Here is a 17,155-nt window from a genome sequence, read left to right on the forward strand (position 1 = left end):
GCTGGCGATTGTTTTTCCAAATGGCGAGCCTGGTCACACTGTCTATACTTATATCCGTCATACATCACATATACGGCGCGATCCGCGCGTCGCACAGACAATGATGAGGAGGAGATTCGGGTGACAGCATCGCTAACCGTAACCCCTGAGCTATCTGCAAACTGTGCTTATTTTTTCGATCTTGATGGAACCCTGGCAGAGATTAAACCGCATCCTGATCAGGTAGTTGTCCCTAAGACAGTCCTGCATTTGTTACATCGCCTGGCGGTGCAAAATGCGGGAGCACTGGCATTGATTTCAGGACGCTCAATGGCTGAGCTTGACGTACTCACTACTCCCTTTCGCTTTCCGCTCGCCGGAGTGCATGGGGCAGAACGCCGCGACATCAATGGCCATGCCCATATTGTGAGTCTACCTCAGGATGTTGAACGTGAAATTGGTGTGCTACTAAATGCGGCGATGGCAGAACTGCCAGGCACCACGCTTGAAGCAAAAGGCATGGCTTTTGCCCTGCATTATCGACAGGCTCCTGAGCATGAGGCGGCGCTGTTGGCACTGGCTCAGCACATCATCCATAAATGGCCGCAGCTTGCGCTACAGCCTGGGAAATGCGTCGTGGAGATTAAACCAAAAGGTACGAATAAAGGAGAAGCTATAGATGCCTTTATGCAGGAAGCCCCTTTTGCCGGAAGAGTACCCGTTTTTATTGGTGATGACCTGACGGATGAGGCCGGTTTTAGAGTAGTGAACCGCGCCGGCGGTATCTCCGTAAAGGTGGGAAGCGGGGCGACTCAGGCGACATGGCGTCTGGCAGGCGTAACAGATGTTTGGCGCTGGCTGGAGCAAATCAACTGTCCGCAGCAAGAACAAAAAACAACGAATGACAGGAGAGATAGCTATGAGCCGTTTAGTCGTAGTATCTAATCGAATTGCCTCACCGGATGATAAAGGGAACGCAGGTGGTCTTGCAGTCGGTGTACTGGGCGCTCTTAAGGCCGCAGGCGGGCTATGGTTTGGCTGGAGCGGTGAAACAGGCAATGAAGATAAACCGCTAAAAAAAGTTACCCGCGGCAATATTACCTGGGCATCGTTTAATCTGAGCGAACAGGATTACGAAGAGTATTACTGTCAGTTTTCGAACGCCGTTTTATGGCCTGCATTTCACTACCGGCTGGATCTGGTGCAGTTTCAGCGTCCTGCATGGGAAGGCTATCAGCGGGTGAATGCCTTACTGGTTGATAAACTGCTGCCACTGCTTAGTGATGACGACATCATCTGGGTTCACGACTACCATTTACTCCCGTTTGCCAGTGAACTGCGTAAGCGTGGTGTGAATAACCGTATTGGTTTTTTCCTGCATATTCCTTTTCCGACGCCGGAAATTTTCACCGCGCTACCGCCACACAAAGTATTGCTTGAGCAGTTGTGTGATTTTGATTTACTCGGGTTCCAGACCGAAAATGATCGTCAGGCTTTTCTCGATTGTCTGAGCGCTCAAACCAGAGTGACCACACGCGACAAACATCACCATGCCTGGAATAAAGCGTTTCGCACTGAGGTGTATCCTATCGGTATTGCGCCGGATGAAATCGCCAAACAGGCGGCAGGGCCGCTTCCGCCGAAAATGGCGCAGTTAAAGGCTGAATTAAAGAATGTGAAGAATATATTTTCCGTCGAGCGGCTGGATTACTCCAAAGGCCTGCCGGAGCGATTTCAGGCCTATGAGTCTTTGTTAGAAAATTACCCTCAGCACCACGGTAAGATTCGTTATACACAGATAGCGCCGACATCGCGCGAAGAAGTTCAGGCTTATCAGGATATTCGTCATCAGCTAGAGACCGAAGCCGGGCGAATTAACGGCAAATATGGTCAACTGGGCTGGACGCCTCTCTACTACCTGAACCAGTACTTTGACCGCAAATTGCTGATGAAGATTTTCCGTTACTCGGATGTTGGGCTGGTTACGCCATTACGGGACGGCATGAATCTGGTGGCAAAAGAGTTTGTCGCCGCACAGGATCCTGCCAATCCCGGCGTACTGGTGTTATCACAGTTTGCCGGGGCGGCGAATGAGCTGGCCTCCGCGCTGATCGTTAACCCTTACGATCGGGATGACGTTGCCAGCGCGTTGAACAAAGCGTTAATCATGCCGCTTGATGAGCGTATTTCGCGTCACGCCGGGATGCTGGAGACGATTGTCAAAAACGATATCGACAACTGGCAGGCCAGTTTTATTCGTGACCTAAAAAAGGTCGCGCCACGTCATGCTGAAAGCCAGCCGCACGACAACGTGGCCTCATTGCCCAAACTGGCCTGAAATCCGATGCTCGGTGATTAGTCACCCGCCAGCGGAACCAGCAGCACATCCACCTGACTTGCGCTGACAACGCTTTTCGCTGAGCAGGATGCTCGCGAAAAGAAGCTCTGGTTATGGTTGCCATAAATGACAAGATCGACAGCGTGCTTGCGGCACACGTCGAGAATATGTTCGTTCAGTGCCCCATAGGTGATGAAGGTGTTCTCAATGGGGTACTGAGCCTCTTTACTGAGCTTATCAATAAAATCCTGTGTCTCTTCTTGCATCACTTCACGAAGGTCTTCCAGCATTGGTGCAGCGAATTGATTATACAGTTCAGGGTCCGAGACAAGGGTTATCAGGCTAATACGGGCATTGACAGGGCGAGCGATAGAAACGGCCTTCGCTAACAGCTGGTGGCTTTCGGGGGTGGCTGCAACAGCGACAAGAATGTGCGCATAGCTCATAACTCGCTCCTTTATATAAGAATTATGAGAGAACTTTCATGTTTACTCGGGTTAGCTCAATACTGCATCGTTTCACCTGACAATAGTGTGAATGCCATCATGATTATTCATTAATTATTCTTATAAATAGAATAATCACGTCAAATGAGCCTGAAATGCATTCAGGTGATTTAAGTGAAATCAACTGCTAATGAAAACAATGTGTTAATAAAAATTAAACATTAATTAACATTTAAGATGTCGTCACCATGCGGTATTAATTAATTGACCTTAATATTTAAGTTGTTGTTTATAAAGCATTTAATGAAATAACGTTTCATAGTGAATAAGTTATTCAGCATGTTATTTCAGTGCGTGATATTAACGCAGGTAAATAAGATGCTATTCGGTTTCATTGCAATAATATTCGTACGCATGGAATTGAAATGAAGAACGATAGTTCAAAAAACAAGCAAAGTAAAAGCCACGCTGATGGATTTATGTTAATCCTTTAGCTGCTTTATGTGATCTGTGTCACATATTCTTTAAATTCGCAGCATCGCTCCGTTGTATGTGTAACGGGTGGCGGGTAGAGTTGCGTCGAATTAGGAAAAATCTTAGACATTTGTAAGAATTGATGTGAGCTTGTAAGGAACGCGGCCTTCTTAAAAGGGAATGTTTACACAACGCGTAAGTGCCGTAACGCTGCTATGTATTTGACCTTTTGTTTTTTTTTACCGGGCCTTCCCGGCGACATCACGGGGTGCGGTTTTACCGCATAAAAATCATGTTGGTTATTATGGATGCAAATAATGCATACATCCGAGTTGCTGAAACACATTTATGACATCAATTTGTCATATTTATTGCTTGCACAGCGTTTGATCGTTCAGGATAAAGCATCCGCGATGTTCCGCCTTGGTATCAGCGAAGAGATGGCGGACACGTTGGCAACACTAACACTTCCTCAAATGGTCAAACTGGCTGAAACAAATCAACTGGTATGTCATTTCCGTTTCGATGATCACCAAACTGTTACTCGACTGACGCAAGATTCTCGCGTTGACGATCTTCAGCAAATTCACACCGGTATCATGCTTTCAACGCGTCTGTTAAGCGACATTGATGATGCGGCGCGTAAGAAAAGGGCTTGATGATGAGCGAAAAAAGCATTGTTCAGGAAGCGCGTGATATCCAGCTAGCGATGGAATTAATCACATTGGGCGCCCGTTTGCAAATGCTGGAAAGCGAAACGCAGTTAAGCCGTGGCCGACTCATTAAGCTCTACAAAGAATTACGCGGTAGCCCTCCGCCAAAAGGGATGCTCCCTTTCTCAACCGACTGGTTTATGACGTGGGAGCAAAATATACATGCTTCTATGTTTTGCAACGCCTGGCAGTTTCTTCTTAAAACGGGTCTGTGCAGCGGCGTGGATGCCGTAATTAAAGCCTACCGTTTATATCTTGAACAGTGTCCGCAGCCTGAGGAAGGACCCTTGCTGGCGTTAACACGCGCGTGGACTCTTGTGCGCTTTGTCGACAGTGGCTTGCTGGAACTGTCCACCTGCAACTGCTGCGGCGGGAATTTTATTACTCACGCGCATCAACCAGTGGGCAGCTTTGCATGTAGTTTATGCCAGCCGCCATCGCGGGCCGTAAAAAGACGTAAACTTTCCCAGAATGCTGCCGATATTATTCCACAACTGCTGGATGAACAGATCGAACAGGCTGTTTAACTGATACGGTGTGGATAAACACTCCAGCAGCGGTAAGAGATTACCGCTGCTTTTTTTTGTCCTGACCTCTGAGTTAACTGCCCGACTGCGCATCCTGTCATAGTCAATTGCGAAAGGATGATGTCGTGCTTATCTTATTAGGTTACCTGGTTGTTATTGGTACAGTTTTCGGCGGTTATATGATGACCGGCGGACACCTTGGGGCACTCTATCAACCGGCTGAGCTGGTGATCATCGGTGGTGCGGGTATTGGGGCATTCATCGTCGGCAATAACGGCAAAGCCATCAAAGGGACGATGAAAGCGATCCCGTTGCTTTTTCGTCGCTCGAAATACACCAAAGCCATGTATATGGATCTGCTGGCACTGCTTTATCGCCTGATGGCCAAGTCTCGTCAGCAGGGCATGTTCTCGCTCGAGCGTGATATTGAAAACCCAAAAGAAAGTGAAATTTTCGCCAGTTATCCGCGCATCCTCGCGGATGCCATCATGCTTGATTTTATCGTCGATTACCTGCGCCTGATTATCAGCGGCAATATGAATACGTTTGAAATTGAAGCGCTGATGGACGAAGAAATTGAGACTCATGAGAGTGAAGCTGAAGTCCCGGCCAACAGCCTGGCGATGGTCGGTGATTCTTTACCCGCATTCGGTATCGTAGCGGCAGTTATGGGCGTTGTGCATGCACTGGCCTCAGCCGATCGTCCGGCGGCTGAACTGGGTGCGCTGATTGCGCACGCCATGGTAGGAACCTTCCTCGGTATTTTACTGGCCTATGGATTCATTTCTCCGCTTGCCAGCGTACTGCGCCAGAAGAGTGCTGAAACGACCAAAATGATGCAGTGCGTGAAGATCACTCTGCTCTCAAACCTGAATGGCTATGCCCCTCCTATTGCCGTCGAATTTGGTCGTAAAACGCTGTATTCCAGTGAGCGTCCTTCGTTTATCGAACTGGAAGAACATGTTCGTGCGGTGAGAAACCCGACTCCGCAGCAAACGACCGAGGACGCATGAAAAATCAGGCTCATCCTATTATCGTCGTAAAACGACGAAAACATAAAAATCACAGCGGTGGGGCGCATGGTTCATGGAAAATTGCCTACGCCGATTTTATGACTGCGATGATGGCCTTCTTTCTGGTGATGTGGCTGATTTCCATTTCCAGCCCGAAAGAGTTGATCCAGATTGCAGAGTATTTTCGTACCCCTCTGGCCACTGCGGTGACCGGTGGAAATCGTATTTCGAATAGCCAAAGCCCAATACCTGGCGGCGGGGACGATTACACCCAGCAACAGGGTGAAGTGAATAAGCAGCCGAATATCGATGACCTGAGAAAGCGCATGGAGCAGAGTCGCTTGAGTAAATTACGCGGTGATCTGGACCAGTTAATCGAGTCCGATCCTAAACTGCGTGCGCTACGTCCGCATTTGAAGATTGATTTAGTTCAGGAAGGGCTGCGGATTCAGATTATCGACAGCCAGAACCGCCCGATGTTTAAGACTGGCAGCGCCGAGGTTGAGCCTTACATGCGCGATATCCTGCGAGCCATTGCACCTGTCCTGAATGGGATCCCTAACCGCATCAGTCTCTCCGGCCATACGGATGATTATCCTTATGCCAACGGTGAGAAAGGGTACAGCAACTGGGAGTTGTCTGCCGATCGCGCCAATGCATCGCGTCGCGAGCTGGTCAGCGGAGGCCTGGACACGGGAAAAGTATTACGGGTGGTAGGCATGGCCGCCACGATGCGTCTGAGCGATCGCGGTCCTGAGGACGCCATCAACCGCCGTATAAGTCTGCTGGTACTCAATAAGCAGGCGGAAGAGGCCATTTTGCATGAAAACGCTGAAAGCCAGAATGAGCCGGTAAGTGTATTACAACAGCCTGCGGCAATGCCGTCGGCAAGCGTTCCCACATCGCCACCAGCCAATCCGAGGTGATAGCGTGAGCATGGATATTAGCGATTTTTATCAGACCTTTTTTGATGAAGCTGACGAACTGTTGGCCGATATGGAGCAGCACCTGCTTGATTTGGTTCCTGAAGCCCCGGATTCCGAACAACTGAATGCCATTTTTCGTGCAGCGCACTCGATTAAAGGCGGCGCGGGCACTTTCGGCTTTACTATTTTGCAGGAAACGACCCATTTAATGGAAAACCTGCTGGATGAAGCGCGGCGTGGCGAGATGCAGCTCAATGCCGACATTATCAACCTGTTTTTGGAAACGAAAGATATTATGCAGGAACAGCTCGACGCCTATAAAAACTCAGAGGAGCCGGATGCCGCCAGCTTTGAGTACATTTGTAATGCGTTACGACAGTTAGCGCTCGAAGCCAAAGGCGAAACCGCACCGGCGGTCGTCAACTCCGCCAAACTGAGCGTTGTTGACAGTGCGGCGATGCAGGAAGAGGCGATGGCACCAGACGCCCCGACAGCAGGTGAAGAGGTCAAAAAACGTATTGTTCTCTCGCGTCTGAAAACCAGTGAAGTAGATTTACTGGAAGAGGAACTGGGGAATCTGGCGACCTTGACGGATGTGGTAAAGGGAAGCGATTCGCTGTCGGCAACGCTCGATGGTGACCTCGCAGAAGATGACATTATCGCCGTGCTCTGCTTCGTGATCGAAGCAGAGCAGATTGAATTTGAAACCGTCACTTCAGCACCTGCTGAAGCGGAAGTTGCAGCAGTTGCCGTCGTCGACGAGCCGCAGCCGGTTGCCCCGGTGCCAGCGGTTAAAGCGGCCGCCAGTGAACCACAACATGGACGTGCGGAACGTGAAAAACCTGCTCGTGCGAGTGAGTCAACCAGCATTCGCGTAGCGGTAGAGAAAGTCGATCAGTTGATTAACCTGGTCGGTGAATTGGTGATTACGCAGTCGATGCTGGCCCAACGTTCTAACGAATTGGATCCGGTAAATCACGGCGATCTCATCACCAGCATGGGTCAGTTACAACGTAACGCCCGCGATTTGCAAGAATCGGTGATGTCGATTCGTATGATGCCTATGGAGTACGTCTTCAGCCGTTTCCCTCGTCTGGTTCGTGATCTGGCGGGCAAACTGGGTAAACAGGTCGAGCTGACGCAGATTGGTAGCTCTACTGAACTCGACAAGAGTCTGATTGAACGCATTATCGATCCGCTGACGCACCTGGTGCGTAACAGCCTTGATCACGGTATTGAACTGCCGGAAAAACGCCTCGAGTCCGGGAAAAGTCCGATCGGTAATTTGACGCTTTCTGCTGAACACCAGGGCGGGAATATCTGTATCGAAGTTACCGACGACGGCGCAGGCTTGAACCGTGAGCGTATCCTGGCGAAAGCTATCTCCCAGGGAATGCCAATCCACGACAACATGAGCGATGACGAAGTCGGCATGCTGATCTTCGCGCCTGGTTTCTCGACCGCCGAACAGGTAACGGATGTTTCCGGCCGTGGTGTCGGTATGGATGTGGTGAAGCGTAATATCCAGGAGATGGGAGGACATGTTGAGATCCAGTCAAAACAGGGCCAGGGTACGACTATCAGGATTTTGCTGCCGCTGACGCTGGCTATCCTTGATGGCATGTCCGTCCGCGTGGCGGATGAGGTCTTTATTCTGCCGCTGAATGCCGTCATGGAATCACTGCAACCCCGCGAAGAAGATCTCCATCCGCTGGCCGGGGGAGAACGTGTTCTGGAAGTGCGCGGCGAATATTTACCGCTGGTTGAGTTGTGGAAAGTCTTTGAAGTCGAAGGTGCAAAAACCGAAGCGACTCAGGGCATCGTGGTGATTTTGCAAAGCGCGGGGCGTCGATACGCGCTGTTGGTTGATCAGTTAATTGGTCAACACCAGGTGGTGGTAAAAAACCTGGAAAGCAACTACCGCAAAGTGCCTGGCATCTCTGCTGCAACGATCCTCGGCGACGGTAGCGTCGCGCTGATTGTCGATGTTTCTGCATTGCAGGGGTTAAACCGCGAACAACGTGTGGCGATCACAGCCGCCTGATTGAGTAAGAAAGGGAATAATATGACCGGTATGAGTAATGTAACTAAACTGGCCGGCGAACCGTCAGGTCAGGAATTCCTCGTGTTCACGCTGGGGGATGAAGAGTACGGTATCGATATCCTGAAAGTGCAGGAAATTCGTGGCTACGATCAGGTCACGCGTATTGCCAATACACCTTCTTTTATTAAAGGGGTCACTAACCTGCGCGGTGTGATTGTGCCGATCGTTGACCTGCGTGTGAAGTTCAGCCAGAGCGATGTTGATTACAACGAGAACACCGTAGTGATTGTACTGAATCTGGGACAACGTGTGGTGGGTATTGTGGTTGATGGTGTTTCTGATGTGTTGTCGCTGACTACAGATCAAATCCGTCCTGCGCCGGAATTTGCGGTCACGCTGTCAACTGAATACCTGACCGGACTGGGCGCGCTGGGCGATCGGATGCTGATTCTGGTAAATATTGAGAAGTTGCTTAACAGCGAAGAGATGGCGTTGTTGGATATTGCGGCTAATCACGTGGCATAAATAAAGCCGGAACACAGTGGCATATTTCAAAGGGCCGGGTAAGCGTTAGCGATACCCGGCTTTTTTACTCCTTACACTTTCTGCTCAACCAGTTCGGGTTCTTCCTGTAGTAAACCTTCATCCTTCGCCAGCATTGCCGTAGCGATCCCGTTGCCTAAAACGTTAATCGCCGAACGTCCCATATCGAGGAAGTGGTCAATACCCATCAGTAACAGGATCCCTGCAACCGGAATATTGAAGTTCGGAATGGTCGCAGCCAGTACCACCAGCGCTGAGCGTGGCACACCTGCAATCCCTTTTGAAGCCAACATCAGCGTTAGCATCAGTACGGTAATTTCCGCGAATGAGAGGTGGATGTTATAGGCCTGAGCGATAAACATTGAGGCAAATGAGCAATACACCATCGAGCCGACCAGGTTAAACGAATAGCCGATGGGTAGCACAAACGACACAATATTGCGGGAGCAGCCAAACGTCGTTAACTGTTCCAGTGTTTTCGGATAGGCTGCCTCTGAGCTGCTGGTAGTGAAGGCGACTAACACCGGATCTTTCAGCATGCTGACCAGCCGGAACACCTCTTTCTTCAGCACGATATAACCTACAGCCAGCAATACCAGACAGGTCAGCAGGATGGCGACGTAATAGCCGCCAATAAATGAGGCGTAGTTGAGCAGAATACCCAATCCCTGCGTGGCAATGACGGAAGAGATAGCGGCGAAGATAGCCAGCGGCGCGACGTACATAACATAACCCGTCACCTTCAACATAATGTGGGAAACCACGTCCAGCGCAGCGACCAGCGGCGCGTTAAATTTCTCACCCAGCGATGCCCCACCGATACCGAAGAACATTGAGAACACGACGATTTGCAGGATCTCATTGTTTGCCATGGCGTCGGCAATGCTGGTTGGGATGGTATGAGACAGAAAACCTTTCAGGCTCATACCACCGACGGCCAGACCGGTATCCGTTGCTTCCAGCGGAATCGCCAGGTTCAGCCCGCTTCCCGGTTGCTCAAGGGAGACAACGAAAAGGCCTACCAGAATAGACAGTACAGAGGAACTGATAAACCAGATCATCGCTTTACCGCCAACGCGCCCAATAGTCGACGTTTCTCCCAGGCGCATGATACCGACAGTCAGCGTGCTAAAGACTAAAGGTGCGATGACCATTTTAATCAGCCGCAAGAAGATGTCGGTAAGCAGTGTAATATTATCAGCCCAGGTGGTAACGACACCTGGGGAGGCATAGGAGTGGATCACCGCGCCCGACAGGATCCCCGCCAGCATGAAGATCACGATAAACAACGTGAGTTTGTTTGCACTTGCCACTAAAAAGCCCTCTCAGGATTTAACATTTATTGTTCGGTTACTCATTTTTTATACTTATTAAGTGGTAACGAAATATTCATCATATAAATTGAATTAAAGCGTACTCGGATACAACTTTTTTTAATTTTTTATCCATTTTGTTGTGGTATTTGAGGCGTGATTATGTGATCGAAATCACATAGTGGCATTCAGTGATGGTCAGTTAGTCGTCGTAATAACCGTTTTCTCGTGTTATACACATGATAATTATGGTGTTTATTTGTTGGCGATTTGTGGCGTCAGCACGTTAATGTCTTCACATCAGCCTCAGCCGTTCATTTCCCCCAGGTTTTCCTTTTCGCAAACGTAAAGTTATCTCAGTGAGTGCCGATAACGTTGATAACTCGTTTTCAGGAAGGTGCCTTATGTTTAACCGTATCCGCGTTGTAACAATGCTGATGATGGTGCTGGGGGTTTTCGCACTGCTACAGCTTGTTTCCGGTGGTCTGTTGTTCTCGTCATTGCAACAGAACCAGCAAAGTTTTGTTATTTCAAACGATCTTCGACAGCAGCAAAGTGAACTCACCTCAACATGGGACTTAATGCTGCAAACGCGCATTAACCTGAGCCGTTCATCGGCGCGCATGATGATGGACGCATCTAATCAGCAGAGCAGCGCGAAAAACGATCTGCTGAAGAATGCGAAAGGCACATTGGCGCAAGCAGAAGCGCATTACGCAAACTTTAAAAACATCACGCCTTTGCCTGATATGGCAGAAGCCAGCGGCAACGTTGATGAGAAATATCAGCAGTATCATGCGGCGTTAGTGGAGCTGGTTCAGTTCCTGGAAAGCGGCAATATGGATGCATATTTCGCTCAGCCTACTCAGGGGATGCAAAACGCCCTCGGTGAAGCGTTAGGAAAATATGCCAGCGTTAGCGAAAAACTCTACCTGCATGCTTTTGATGAAAGCGCACGGGATTACCACTTTGCCCAGTGGCAGCTCGGTATTCTGGCCGTGGTACTGGTGCTGATTCTGGTGGTGGTCTGGTACGGCATACGTCATACCTTGCTCAACCCGTTGTCCCGCGTTATTGCCCATATTCGTGAGATTGCCAGCGGTAATTTAACAACATCGCTGACCGTCAGCGGGCGTAATGAAATCGGCGAACTGGCAAGCACAGTCGATCATATGCAGCGTTCGCTGATTGAAACGGTAACGCTGGTGCGTGAAGGATCCGATGCGATTTATTCCGGCACCAGTGAAATTGCCAGTGGCAACACTGACCTTTCATCCCGTACTGAGCAGCAGGCTTCTGCGCTGGAAGAAACCGCAGCCAGCATGGAGCAGCTTACGGCAACTGTTAAGCAAAACGCGGATAACGCGCGTCAGGCATCTCAACTGGCGAAAAGCGCCTCCGATACGGCCCAACATGGCGGCAAAGTGGTTGATGGTGTGGTTAACACCATGCACGAAATAGCCGACAGTTCGAAGAAAATTGCCGACATCATCAGCGTCATTGACGGTATCGCATTCCAGACCAACATTCTTGCGTTGAACGCAGCGGTAGAAGCCGCCCGTGCAGGTGAGCAGGGCCGTGGTTTTGCGGTGGTGGCGGGAGAAGTGCGTAACCTGGCGAGCCGTAGCGCGCAGGCGGCGAAAGAGATTAAAGCCTTAATTGAAGATTCTGTCTCGCGGGTCGATACCGGTTCTGTTCTGGTAGAAAGCGCCGGAGAAACCATGAATGACATCGTCAATGCAGTGACGCGCGTCACTGACATTATGGGTGAAATTGCTTCGGCTTCTGATGAACAAAGTCGCGGGATAGACCAGGTTGCGCTTGCCGTATCTGAGATGGACCGCGTGACGCAACAGAACGCCTCGCTGGTACAGGAGTCCGCCGCCGCTGCAGCAGCACTGGAAGAACAGGCCAGTCGCTTAACCCAGTCCGTATCAACCTTCCGCCTGGCATCACGTCCAGTGTCGGCTAAATTGCGTGATACCCGGCCTTCTGCAACAACGGCTCCGGCGTCGCATCCGCGACAGACGGCTACCGAACAAGACACTAATTGGGAAACATTTTGACTGATAGTTGAACCGCGGCCCGCGCCGCCTGATGGGAGCGTTGATGTTTAATCGTATTCGAATTTCGACCACGCTGTTTTTGATTTTAATCCTCTGCGGTGTTTTGCAGATTGGCAGTAATGGCTTGTCTTTCTGGGCATTTCGGGACGGTTTTCAGAGTCTCAATCAGGTCGAACAGAGTAATCAGCAACGCGCTGCGTTGGCGCAAACCCGCGCTGTGTTATTACAGGCCAGTACAGCGTTAAACAAGGCGGGGACGCTAACTGCTCTTAGCTATCCGCCAGAGGAGATTAAAACGCTGATGATCCTTGCGCGAGATAGCCTGGCGCAGTCTGGATTGCTGTTTAAACGTTTTATGGCGACGACTCAGAATGCGGGAGAAGGGAACGCGCTACAAAACGCGACGGAGAAAAGTTTCATCCAGTGGCATAGCGATCTGGAGCATCAGGCGACCTGGCTTGAAAGTAATCAGTTGTCAGATTTTTTGACTGCGCCAGTGCAGGCGTCTCAGGACGATTTTGATAAGAACGTTAACGCATGGCAGAGCAACATTGACCGTGTTTTGCAGACGGCAGGGGAACATAGCCAACGTAATTACCATATGTCGGCGGTGATTTTCGCCAGCATGCTGGTGCTGGCAGTACTGTTAACAACCGCGGGATTGTTCTGGTCACGCAAAATGATTGTGCAGCCGCTGGCTATTATTGGTAGTCATTTCGACAGCATCGCAGCGGGGAACCTCGCACGACCGGTTGCGGTGTATGGCCGTAATGAAATATCAGCTATTTTTGCCAGCCTGAAGTCGATGCAACAGGCGCTGCGCACAACGGTGAATGATGTTCGCCAGGGCAGTTCCGCGATGCATACCGGGATCTCGGAGATAGCGATGGGCAATAACGATTTGTCTTCGCGTACCGAGCAGCAGGCTGCATCGCTGGCTCAAACAGCAGCCAGTATGGAACAGCTTACCGCCACCGTTGGACAGAATGCCGATAATGCGCGCCAGGCATCCGGAATAGCGAAAAGTGCCGCAGACACTGCGCACAAAGGTGGTGAACAGACGGCTAAAGTCGCCAGTACGATGCATGAGATTACAGCCAGTTCGCAAAAGATAGGCGACATTATCGGCGTGATTGACAGCATTGCTTTTCAGACCAACATTCTGGCACTCAACGCCGCAGTAGAAGCCGCCCGTGCAGGTGAACAGGGGCGTGGCTTTGCCGTGGTGGCTGGGGAGGTTCGTAACCTGGCCAGCCGCAGCGCGCAGGCTGCGAAAGAAATCAAAGGACTGATTGAGGAGTCCGTCACCCGTGTGCATCAGGGATCGCAACTGGTGGATATGGCAGCGCGCACTATGACAGAGATTGTCAGCTCGGTTACCCGGGTTAACGACATTATGGGGGAGATTGCCTCGGCCTCCGATGAACAACGTAGAGGAATTGAGCAGGTGGCGCAGGCCGTCAGCCAAATGGACTCGGTGACGCAGCAAAACGCCGGACTGGTCGAAGAGGCAGCCGCTGCTACCGGGCAACTGGCCGATCAGGCCGATCATCTCTCAGCTTGCGTCGCGTTTTTTAAGCTTGAAGAGCAAACCGTAGTACAACGAGAACTGGCGCAGCCAAAGGTTGTACCTGTTGTATCCTGAATGTGATTGAGAAGGCGCTATGACATCATCTCTGCCCTCCGGGCAAACGTCATTATTGTTACAGATGACACAGCGCCTCGCGCTGTCTGACGCGCATTTTCGTCGGATATGTCAATTAATCTACCAGCGCGCGGGGATCGTGTTGGCCGACCACAAGCGGGACATGGTTTATAACCGCCTGGTTCGTCGGTTACGTACTCTGGAACTGGATGATTTTGGTCGTTATCTCAGCATGCTGGAAGCTAACCAGAACAGTGCTGAGTGGCAGGCCTTTATTAACTCCCTGACCACCAATCTGACCGCTTTTTTTCGCGAAGGGCATCATTTTCCGGTGCTGTCTGACCACGCTCGTCGACGCAACGGTGAATACCGCGTCTGGAGCGCGGCGGCGTCTACAGGGGAAGAACCCTACAGTATTGCAATTACGCTGGCTGATACCTTAGGTATGGCGCCGGGGCGCTGGCGCGTTTTTGCCAGCGATATTGATACTGAAGTGCTGGAAAAGGCCAGAAACGGAATTTATCGCCTTGATGAACTGAAAACCCTGTCGCCACAGCAGCTGCAGCGCTATTTCATGCGCGGTACCGGGCCACATGAAGGACTGGTCCGTGTACGACAAGAACTGGCGAGTCATGTTGAGTTTTCCAGTGTGAATTTGTTGGATAAAAAATACAACGTGCCCGGTCCATTCGACGCCATATTTTGTCGTAACGTCATGATCTATTTTGATAAAACGACTCAACAGGACATTTTGCACCGTTTTGTTCCACTCCTTAAACCTGACGGACTGTTATTTGCCGGTCATTCAGAAAACTTTAGCAACCTCGTGCGCGAGTTTAGCCTGCGCGGACAGACGGTGTATGCGCTAGGTAAGGATAAAGCATGAGTAAAATCAGGGTATTGTCGGTCGATGACTCCGCATTGATGCGTCAAATCATGACCGAGATTATTAACAGCCACAGTGATATGGAAATGGTCGCAACTGCGCCGGATCCGCTGGTAGCCCGGGATTTGATCAAAAAATTCAATCCCGATGTCCTGACCCTGGATGTGGAAATGCCGCGCATGGACGGTCTCGATTTTCTCGAGAAACTCATGCGCTTGCGCCCGATGCCGGTGGTGATGGTCTCTTCTTTGACCGGAAAAGGCTCTGAAGTGACGCTGCGGGCGCTGGAGCTGGGTGCTATTGATTTTGTCACCAAGCCACAGTTGGGGATCCGTGAAGGGATGCTGGCCTATAGCGAGATGATTGCGGAGAAAGTTCGTACCGCATCGCGCGCGCGTCTGGCGGCGCATAAGCCGATTTCTGCACCGGCGACGCTGAAAGCTGTGCCGCTGCTCAGCTCTGAAAAACTGATCGCCATTGGCGCATCGACCGGGGGAACGGAAGCTATACGCCATGTACTGCAACCACTGCCGCTTTCCAGCCCGGCTGTGATTATCACGCAGCATATGCCGCCTGGGTTTACCCGGTCGTTTGCGGAACGTCTGAACAAGTTGTGTCAGATCAGCGTGAAAGAGGCAGAAGACGGGGAGCGCGTCTTACCCGGGCATGCGTATATCGCACCTGGCGACAAACATATGGAGCTGGCCCGCAGCGGGGCCAACTATCAGATCAAAATTCATGATGGCCCGCCGGTGAACCGGCACCGGCCTTCTGTGGATGTGCTGTTTCATTCGGTAGCAAAACACGCGGGGCGCAATGCCGTGGGAGTGATCCTCACGGGGATGGGTAACGATGGCGCAGCCGGAATGTTAGCGATGCACCAGGCTGGCGCCTGGACTATCGCGCAAAACGAAGCAAGTTGTGTGGTGTTCGGCATGCCGCGCGAGGCCATCAATATGGGTGGCGTGAGCGAAGTGGTCGATCTTAGCCAGGTAAGCCAGCAGATGCTGGCGAAAATCAGTGCCGGACAGGCAATACGTATTTAATGAGGAGCAGTATTTTATGGCGGATAAAGAGCTGAGATTTTTGGTTGTGGATGACTTTTCCACCATGCGTCGCATCGTGCGTAACCTGCTTAAAGAGCTGGGATTCAACAATGTTGAAGAAGCTGAGGACGGCGTGGATGCGCTGAACAAGCTGCAGGCGGGTGGGTTTGGTTTTGTCATTTCCGACTGGAATATGCCCAATATGGACGGTCTGGAACTGCTGAAAACTATTCGTGCAGATGGTGGCATGTCCTCCCTGCCGGTGCTGATGGTGACAGCTGAAGCGAAGAAAGAAAACATCATTGCGGCAGCACAGGCTGGCGCCAGTGGTTATGTTGTGAAGCCTTTCACGGCAGCGACGCTGGAAGAGAAACTCAATAAAATCTTTGAGAAACTGGGCATGTGAGGGTGTGATGATGATGCAACCACAAATTAAACCTGTTGATGAACATTCAGCAGGGGATATCATCGCGCGCATCGGTAGTTTAACCCGAATGCTGCGTGACAGCCTGCGTGAACTGGGGCTGGATCAGGCGATTGCAGAAGCGGCGGAAGCGATTCCCGATGCGCGCGATCGTCTGGATTATGTTGTACAGATGACCGCGCAAGCGGCAGAGCGCGCACTGAACAGCGTGGAAGCCTCGCAGCCGCACCAGGATGCGATGGAAAAAGGGGCCAAAGCCCTGACCAAACGCTGGGATGAATGGTTCGAAAATCCTATTGAGCTGTCCGATGCCCGTGAACTGGTCACTGACACCCGACAGTTCCTGGGCGATGTCCCCGGTCATACCAGCTTTACCAACGCCCAATTGCTGGACATCATGATGGCGCAGGATTTCCAGGATCTGACCGGTCAGGTTATCAAGCGTATGATGGATGTTATTCAGGAAATTGAGCGTCAACTGTTGATGGTGCTGCTGGAGAATATTCCGGAGCAGGGCGCTCGTCCAAAACGCGAAAACGAAAGCTTGCTCAACGGCCCACAGGTTGATACTTCGAAAGCCGGCGTGGTGGCAAGCCAGGATCAGGTGGACGACCTGCTGGATAGTCTCGGATTCTGATACGTATTTGCCGGATGGAGATGTCCGTGCATCTTATCCGGCCTACACTTGCATGTAGGCCGGAGCTGCTAATTGGCGTTAAAGCTATAAATCCCATCTTTTTTACCGCTTACTCTTCCCATTGCTGGATTACTG

16 protein-coding genes are annotated in these 17,155 nt (G+C 50.9%); 14 read left to right on the forward strand and 2 right to left on the reverse strand.

Annotation, left to right across the window (positions count from 1 at the left end):
• Positions 1-120 precede the first annotated feature (120 nt).
• Entirely contained in the window at positions 121-924 is an 804-nt protein-coding gene (gene otsB / locus OGX98_RS18075; protein WP_286595697.1) for a trehalose-phosphatase, read from the forward strand.
• Positions 899-2,317, forward strand: coding sequence for an alpha,alpha-trehalose-phosphate synthase (gene otsA / locus OGX98_RS18080; protein WP_286595698.1), 1,419 nt, complete (start codon positions 899-901; stop codon positions 2,315-2,317). The genes otsB and otsA overlap by 26 nt, the downstream gene beginning before the upstream one ends.
• Positions 2,318-2,334: 17 nt before the next feature.
• Here otsA and uspC read toward each other — a convergent pair whose 3' ends face one another.
• Positions 2,335-2,763: a universal stress protein UspC gene (uspC, locus tag OGX98_RS18085; RefSeq protein ID WP_045444205.1), complete on the reverse strand. Its 429-nt coding sequence runs from the start codon at positions 2,761-2,763 to the stop codon at positions 2,335-2,337.
• 791 nt (positions 2,764-3,554) lie between these two features.
• Here uspC and flhD point away from each other — a divergent pair.
• From flhD to cheW, 6 genes are all read left to right on the forward strand, one after another.
• Positions 3,555-3,896, forward strand: a complete 342-nt coding sequence (gene flhD, locus OGX98_RS18090; RefSeq protein ID WP_003034622.1) for a flagellar transcriptional regulator FlhD — start codon at positions 3,555-3,557, stop codon at positions 3,894-3,896.
• A gap of 2 nt (positions 3,897-3,898) precedes the next feature.
• The gene (flhC, locus tag OGX98_RS18095) at positions 3,899-4,477 is read left to right on the forward strand and encodes a flagellar transcriptional regulator FlhC (protein WP_045449675.1); all 579 of its coding nucleotides are present in this window, start codon (positions 3,899-3,901) and stop codon (positions 4,475-4,477) included.
• Positions 4,478-4,602: 125 nt separating this feature from the next.
• A complete protein-coding gene (motA, locus tag OGX98_RS18100; protein ID WP_045444201.1) occupies positions 4,603-5,490 on the forward strand; it encodes a flagellar motor stator protein MotA in 888 nt (295 codons plus the stop codon).
• The gene (motB, locus tag OGX98_RS18105) at positions 5,487-6,416 is read left to right on the forward strand and encodes a flagellar motor protein MotB (RefSeq protein WP_200012829.1); all 930 of its coding nucleotides are present in this window, start codon (positions 5,487-5,489) and stop codon (positions 6,414-6,416) included. The genes motA and motB overlap by 4 nt, the downstream gene beginning before the upstream one ends.
• Positions 6,417-6,426: 10 nt before the next feature.
• Positions 6,427-8,460, forward strand: coding sequence for a chemotaxis protein CheA (gene cheA, locus OGX98_RS18110; RefSeq protein ID WP_286595880.1), 2,034 nt, complete (start codon positions 6,427-6,429; stop codon positions 8,458-8,460).
• Between the two features lie 21 nt (positions 8,461-8,481).
• On the forward strand, positions 8,482-8,985 hold the full coding sequence (cheW, locus tag OGX98_RS18115; RefSeq protein ID WP_045444189.1) for a chemotaxis protein CheW: 504 nt from the start codon (positions 8,482-8,484) through the stop codon (positions 8,983-8,985).
• 71 nt (positions 8,986-9,056) lie between these two features.
• Here the strand turns inward: cheW and OGX98_RS18120 are convergent, their stop codons facing one another.
• On the reverse strand, positions 9,057-10,316 hold the full coding sequence (locus tag OGX98_RS18120; RefSeq protein WP_045444186.1) for a dicarboxylate/amino acid:cation symporter: 1,260 nt from the start codon (positions 10,314-10,316) through the stop codon (positions 9,057-9,059).
• A gap of 404 nt (positions 10,317-10,720) precedes the next feature.
• On the opposite strand from OGX98_RS18120, the gene tar reads away from it, so the two are divergent.
• From tar to cheZ, 6 genes are read left to right on the forward strand one after another with little or no spacing between them, the layout of a single operon-like run.
• On the forward strand, positions 10,721-12,382 hold the full coding sequence (tar, locus tag OGX98_RS18125; RefSeq protein WP_225761087.1) for a methyl-accepting chemotaxis protein II: 1,662 nt from the start codon (positions 10,721-10,723) through the stop codon (positions 12,380-12,382).
• A 43-nt stretch (positions 12,383-12,425) separates the two neighbouring features.
• Entirely contained in the window at positions 12,426-14,027 is a 1,602-nt protein-coding gene (gene tap, locus OGX98_RS18130; RefSeq protein ID WP_200012833.1) for a methyl-accepting chemotaxis protein IV, read from the forward strand.
• A gap of 19 nt (positions 14,028-14,046) precedes the next feature.
• Positions 14,047-14,913, forward strand: a complete 867-nt coding sequence (cheR, locus tag OGX98_RS18135) for a protein-glutamate O-methyltransferase CheR (protein WP_045444179.1) — start codon at positions 14,047-14,049, stop codon at positions 14,911-14,913.
• On the forward strand, positions 14,910-15,959 hold the full coding sequence (cheB, locus tag OGX98_RS18140; protein ID WP_045444175.1) for a protein-glutamate methylesterase/protein glutamine deamidase: 1,050 nt from the start codon (positions 14,910-14,912) through the stop codon (positions 15,957-15,959). Before cheR ends, cheB begins: the two co-directional genes overlap by 4 nt.
• Positions 15,960-15,975: 16 nt before the next feature.
• The gene (gene cheY / locus OGX98_RS18145; protein ID WP_045444172.1) at positions 15,976-16,365 is read left to right on the forward strand and encodes a chemotaxis response regulator CheY; all 390 of its coding nucleotides are present in this window, start codon (positions 15,976-15,978) and stop codon (positions 16,363-16,365) included.
• A gap of 10 nt (positions 16,366-16,375) precedes the next feature.
• Positions 16,376-17,020 carry a protein phosphatase CheZ gene (gene cheZ / locus OGX98_RS18150; RefSeq protein ID WP_045444169.1) on the forward strand — a complete coding sequence of 215 codons (645 nt, stop codon included), beginning with the start codon at positions 16,376-16,378 and terminating at the stop codon, positions 17,018-17,020.
• The last annotated feature ends 135 nt before the right edge of the window (positions 17,021-17,155 follow it).

It is taken from the genome of Citrobacter sp. Cm046, from assembly GCF_030333065.1.
Taxonomy (GTDB): domain Bacteria; phylum Pseudomonadota; class Gammaproteobacteria; order Enterobacterales; family Enterobacteriaceae; genus Citrobacter; species Citrobacter murliniae.

Excerpts from the sequence above, each read along its gene's own strand:
- tap (WP_200012833.1), top strand. The coding sequence starts at position 12,426 with ATGTTTAATCGTATTCGAATTTCGACCACGCTGTTTTTGATTTTAATC.
- cheZ (WP_045444169.1), top strand. The coding sequence starts at position 16,376 with ATGATGCAACCACAAATTAAACCTGTTGATGAACATTCAGCAGGGGAT.
- flhC (WP_045449675.1), top strand. The coding sequence starts at position 3,899 with ATGAGCGAAAAAAGCATTGTTCAGGAAGCGCGTGATATCCAGCTAGCG.
- cheW (WP_045444189.1), top strand. The coding sequence starts at position 8,482 with ATGACCGGTATGAGTAATGTAACTAAACTGGCCGGCGAACCGTCAGGT.
- flhD (WP_003034622.1), top strand. The coding sequence starts at position 3,555 with ATGCATACATCCGAGTTGCTGAAACACATTTATGACATCAATTTGTCA.
- uspC (WP_045444205.1), bottom strand. The coding sequence starts at position 2,763 with ATGAGCTATGCGCACATTCTTGTCGCTGTTGCAGCCACCCCCGAAAGC.
- cheA (WP_286595880.1), top strand. The coding sequence starts at position 6,427 with ATGGATATTAGCGATTTTTATCAGACCTTTTTTGATGAAGCTGACGAA.
- cheY (WP_045444172.1), top strand. The coding sequence starts at position 15,976 with ATGGCGGATAAAGAGCTGAGATTTTTGGTTGTGGATGACTTTTCCACC.
- motB (WP_200012829.1), top strand. The coding sequence starts at position 5,487 with ATGAAAAATCAGGCTCATCCTATTATCGTCGTAAAACGACGAAAACAT.
- tar (WP_225761087.1), top strand. The coding sequence starts at position 10,721 with ATGTTTAACCGTATCCGCGTTGTAACAATGCTGATGATGGTGCTGGGG.
- otsA (WP_286595698.1), top strand. The coding sequence starts at position 899 with ATGAGCCGTTTAGTCGTAGTATCTAATCGAATTGCCTCACCGGATGAT.
- cheR (WP_045444179.1), top strand. The coding sequence starts at position 14,047 with ATGACATCATCTCTGCCCTCCGGGCAAACGTCATTATTGTTACAGATG.
- cheB (WP_045444175.1), top strand. The coding sequence starts at position 14,910 with ATGAGTAAAATCAGGGTATTGTCGGTCGATGACTCCGCATTGATGCGT.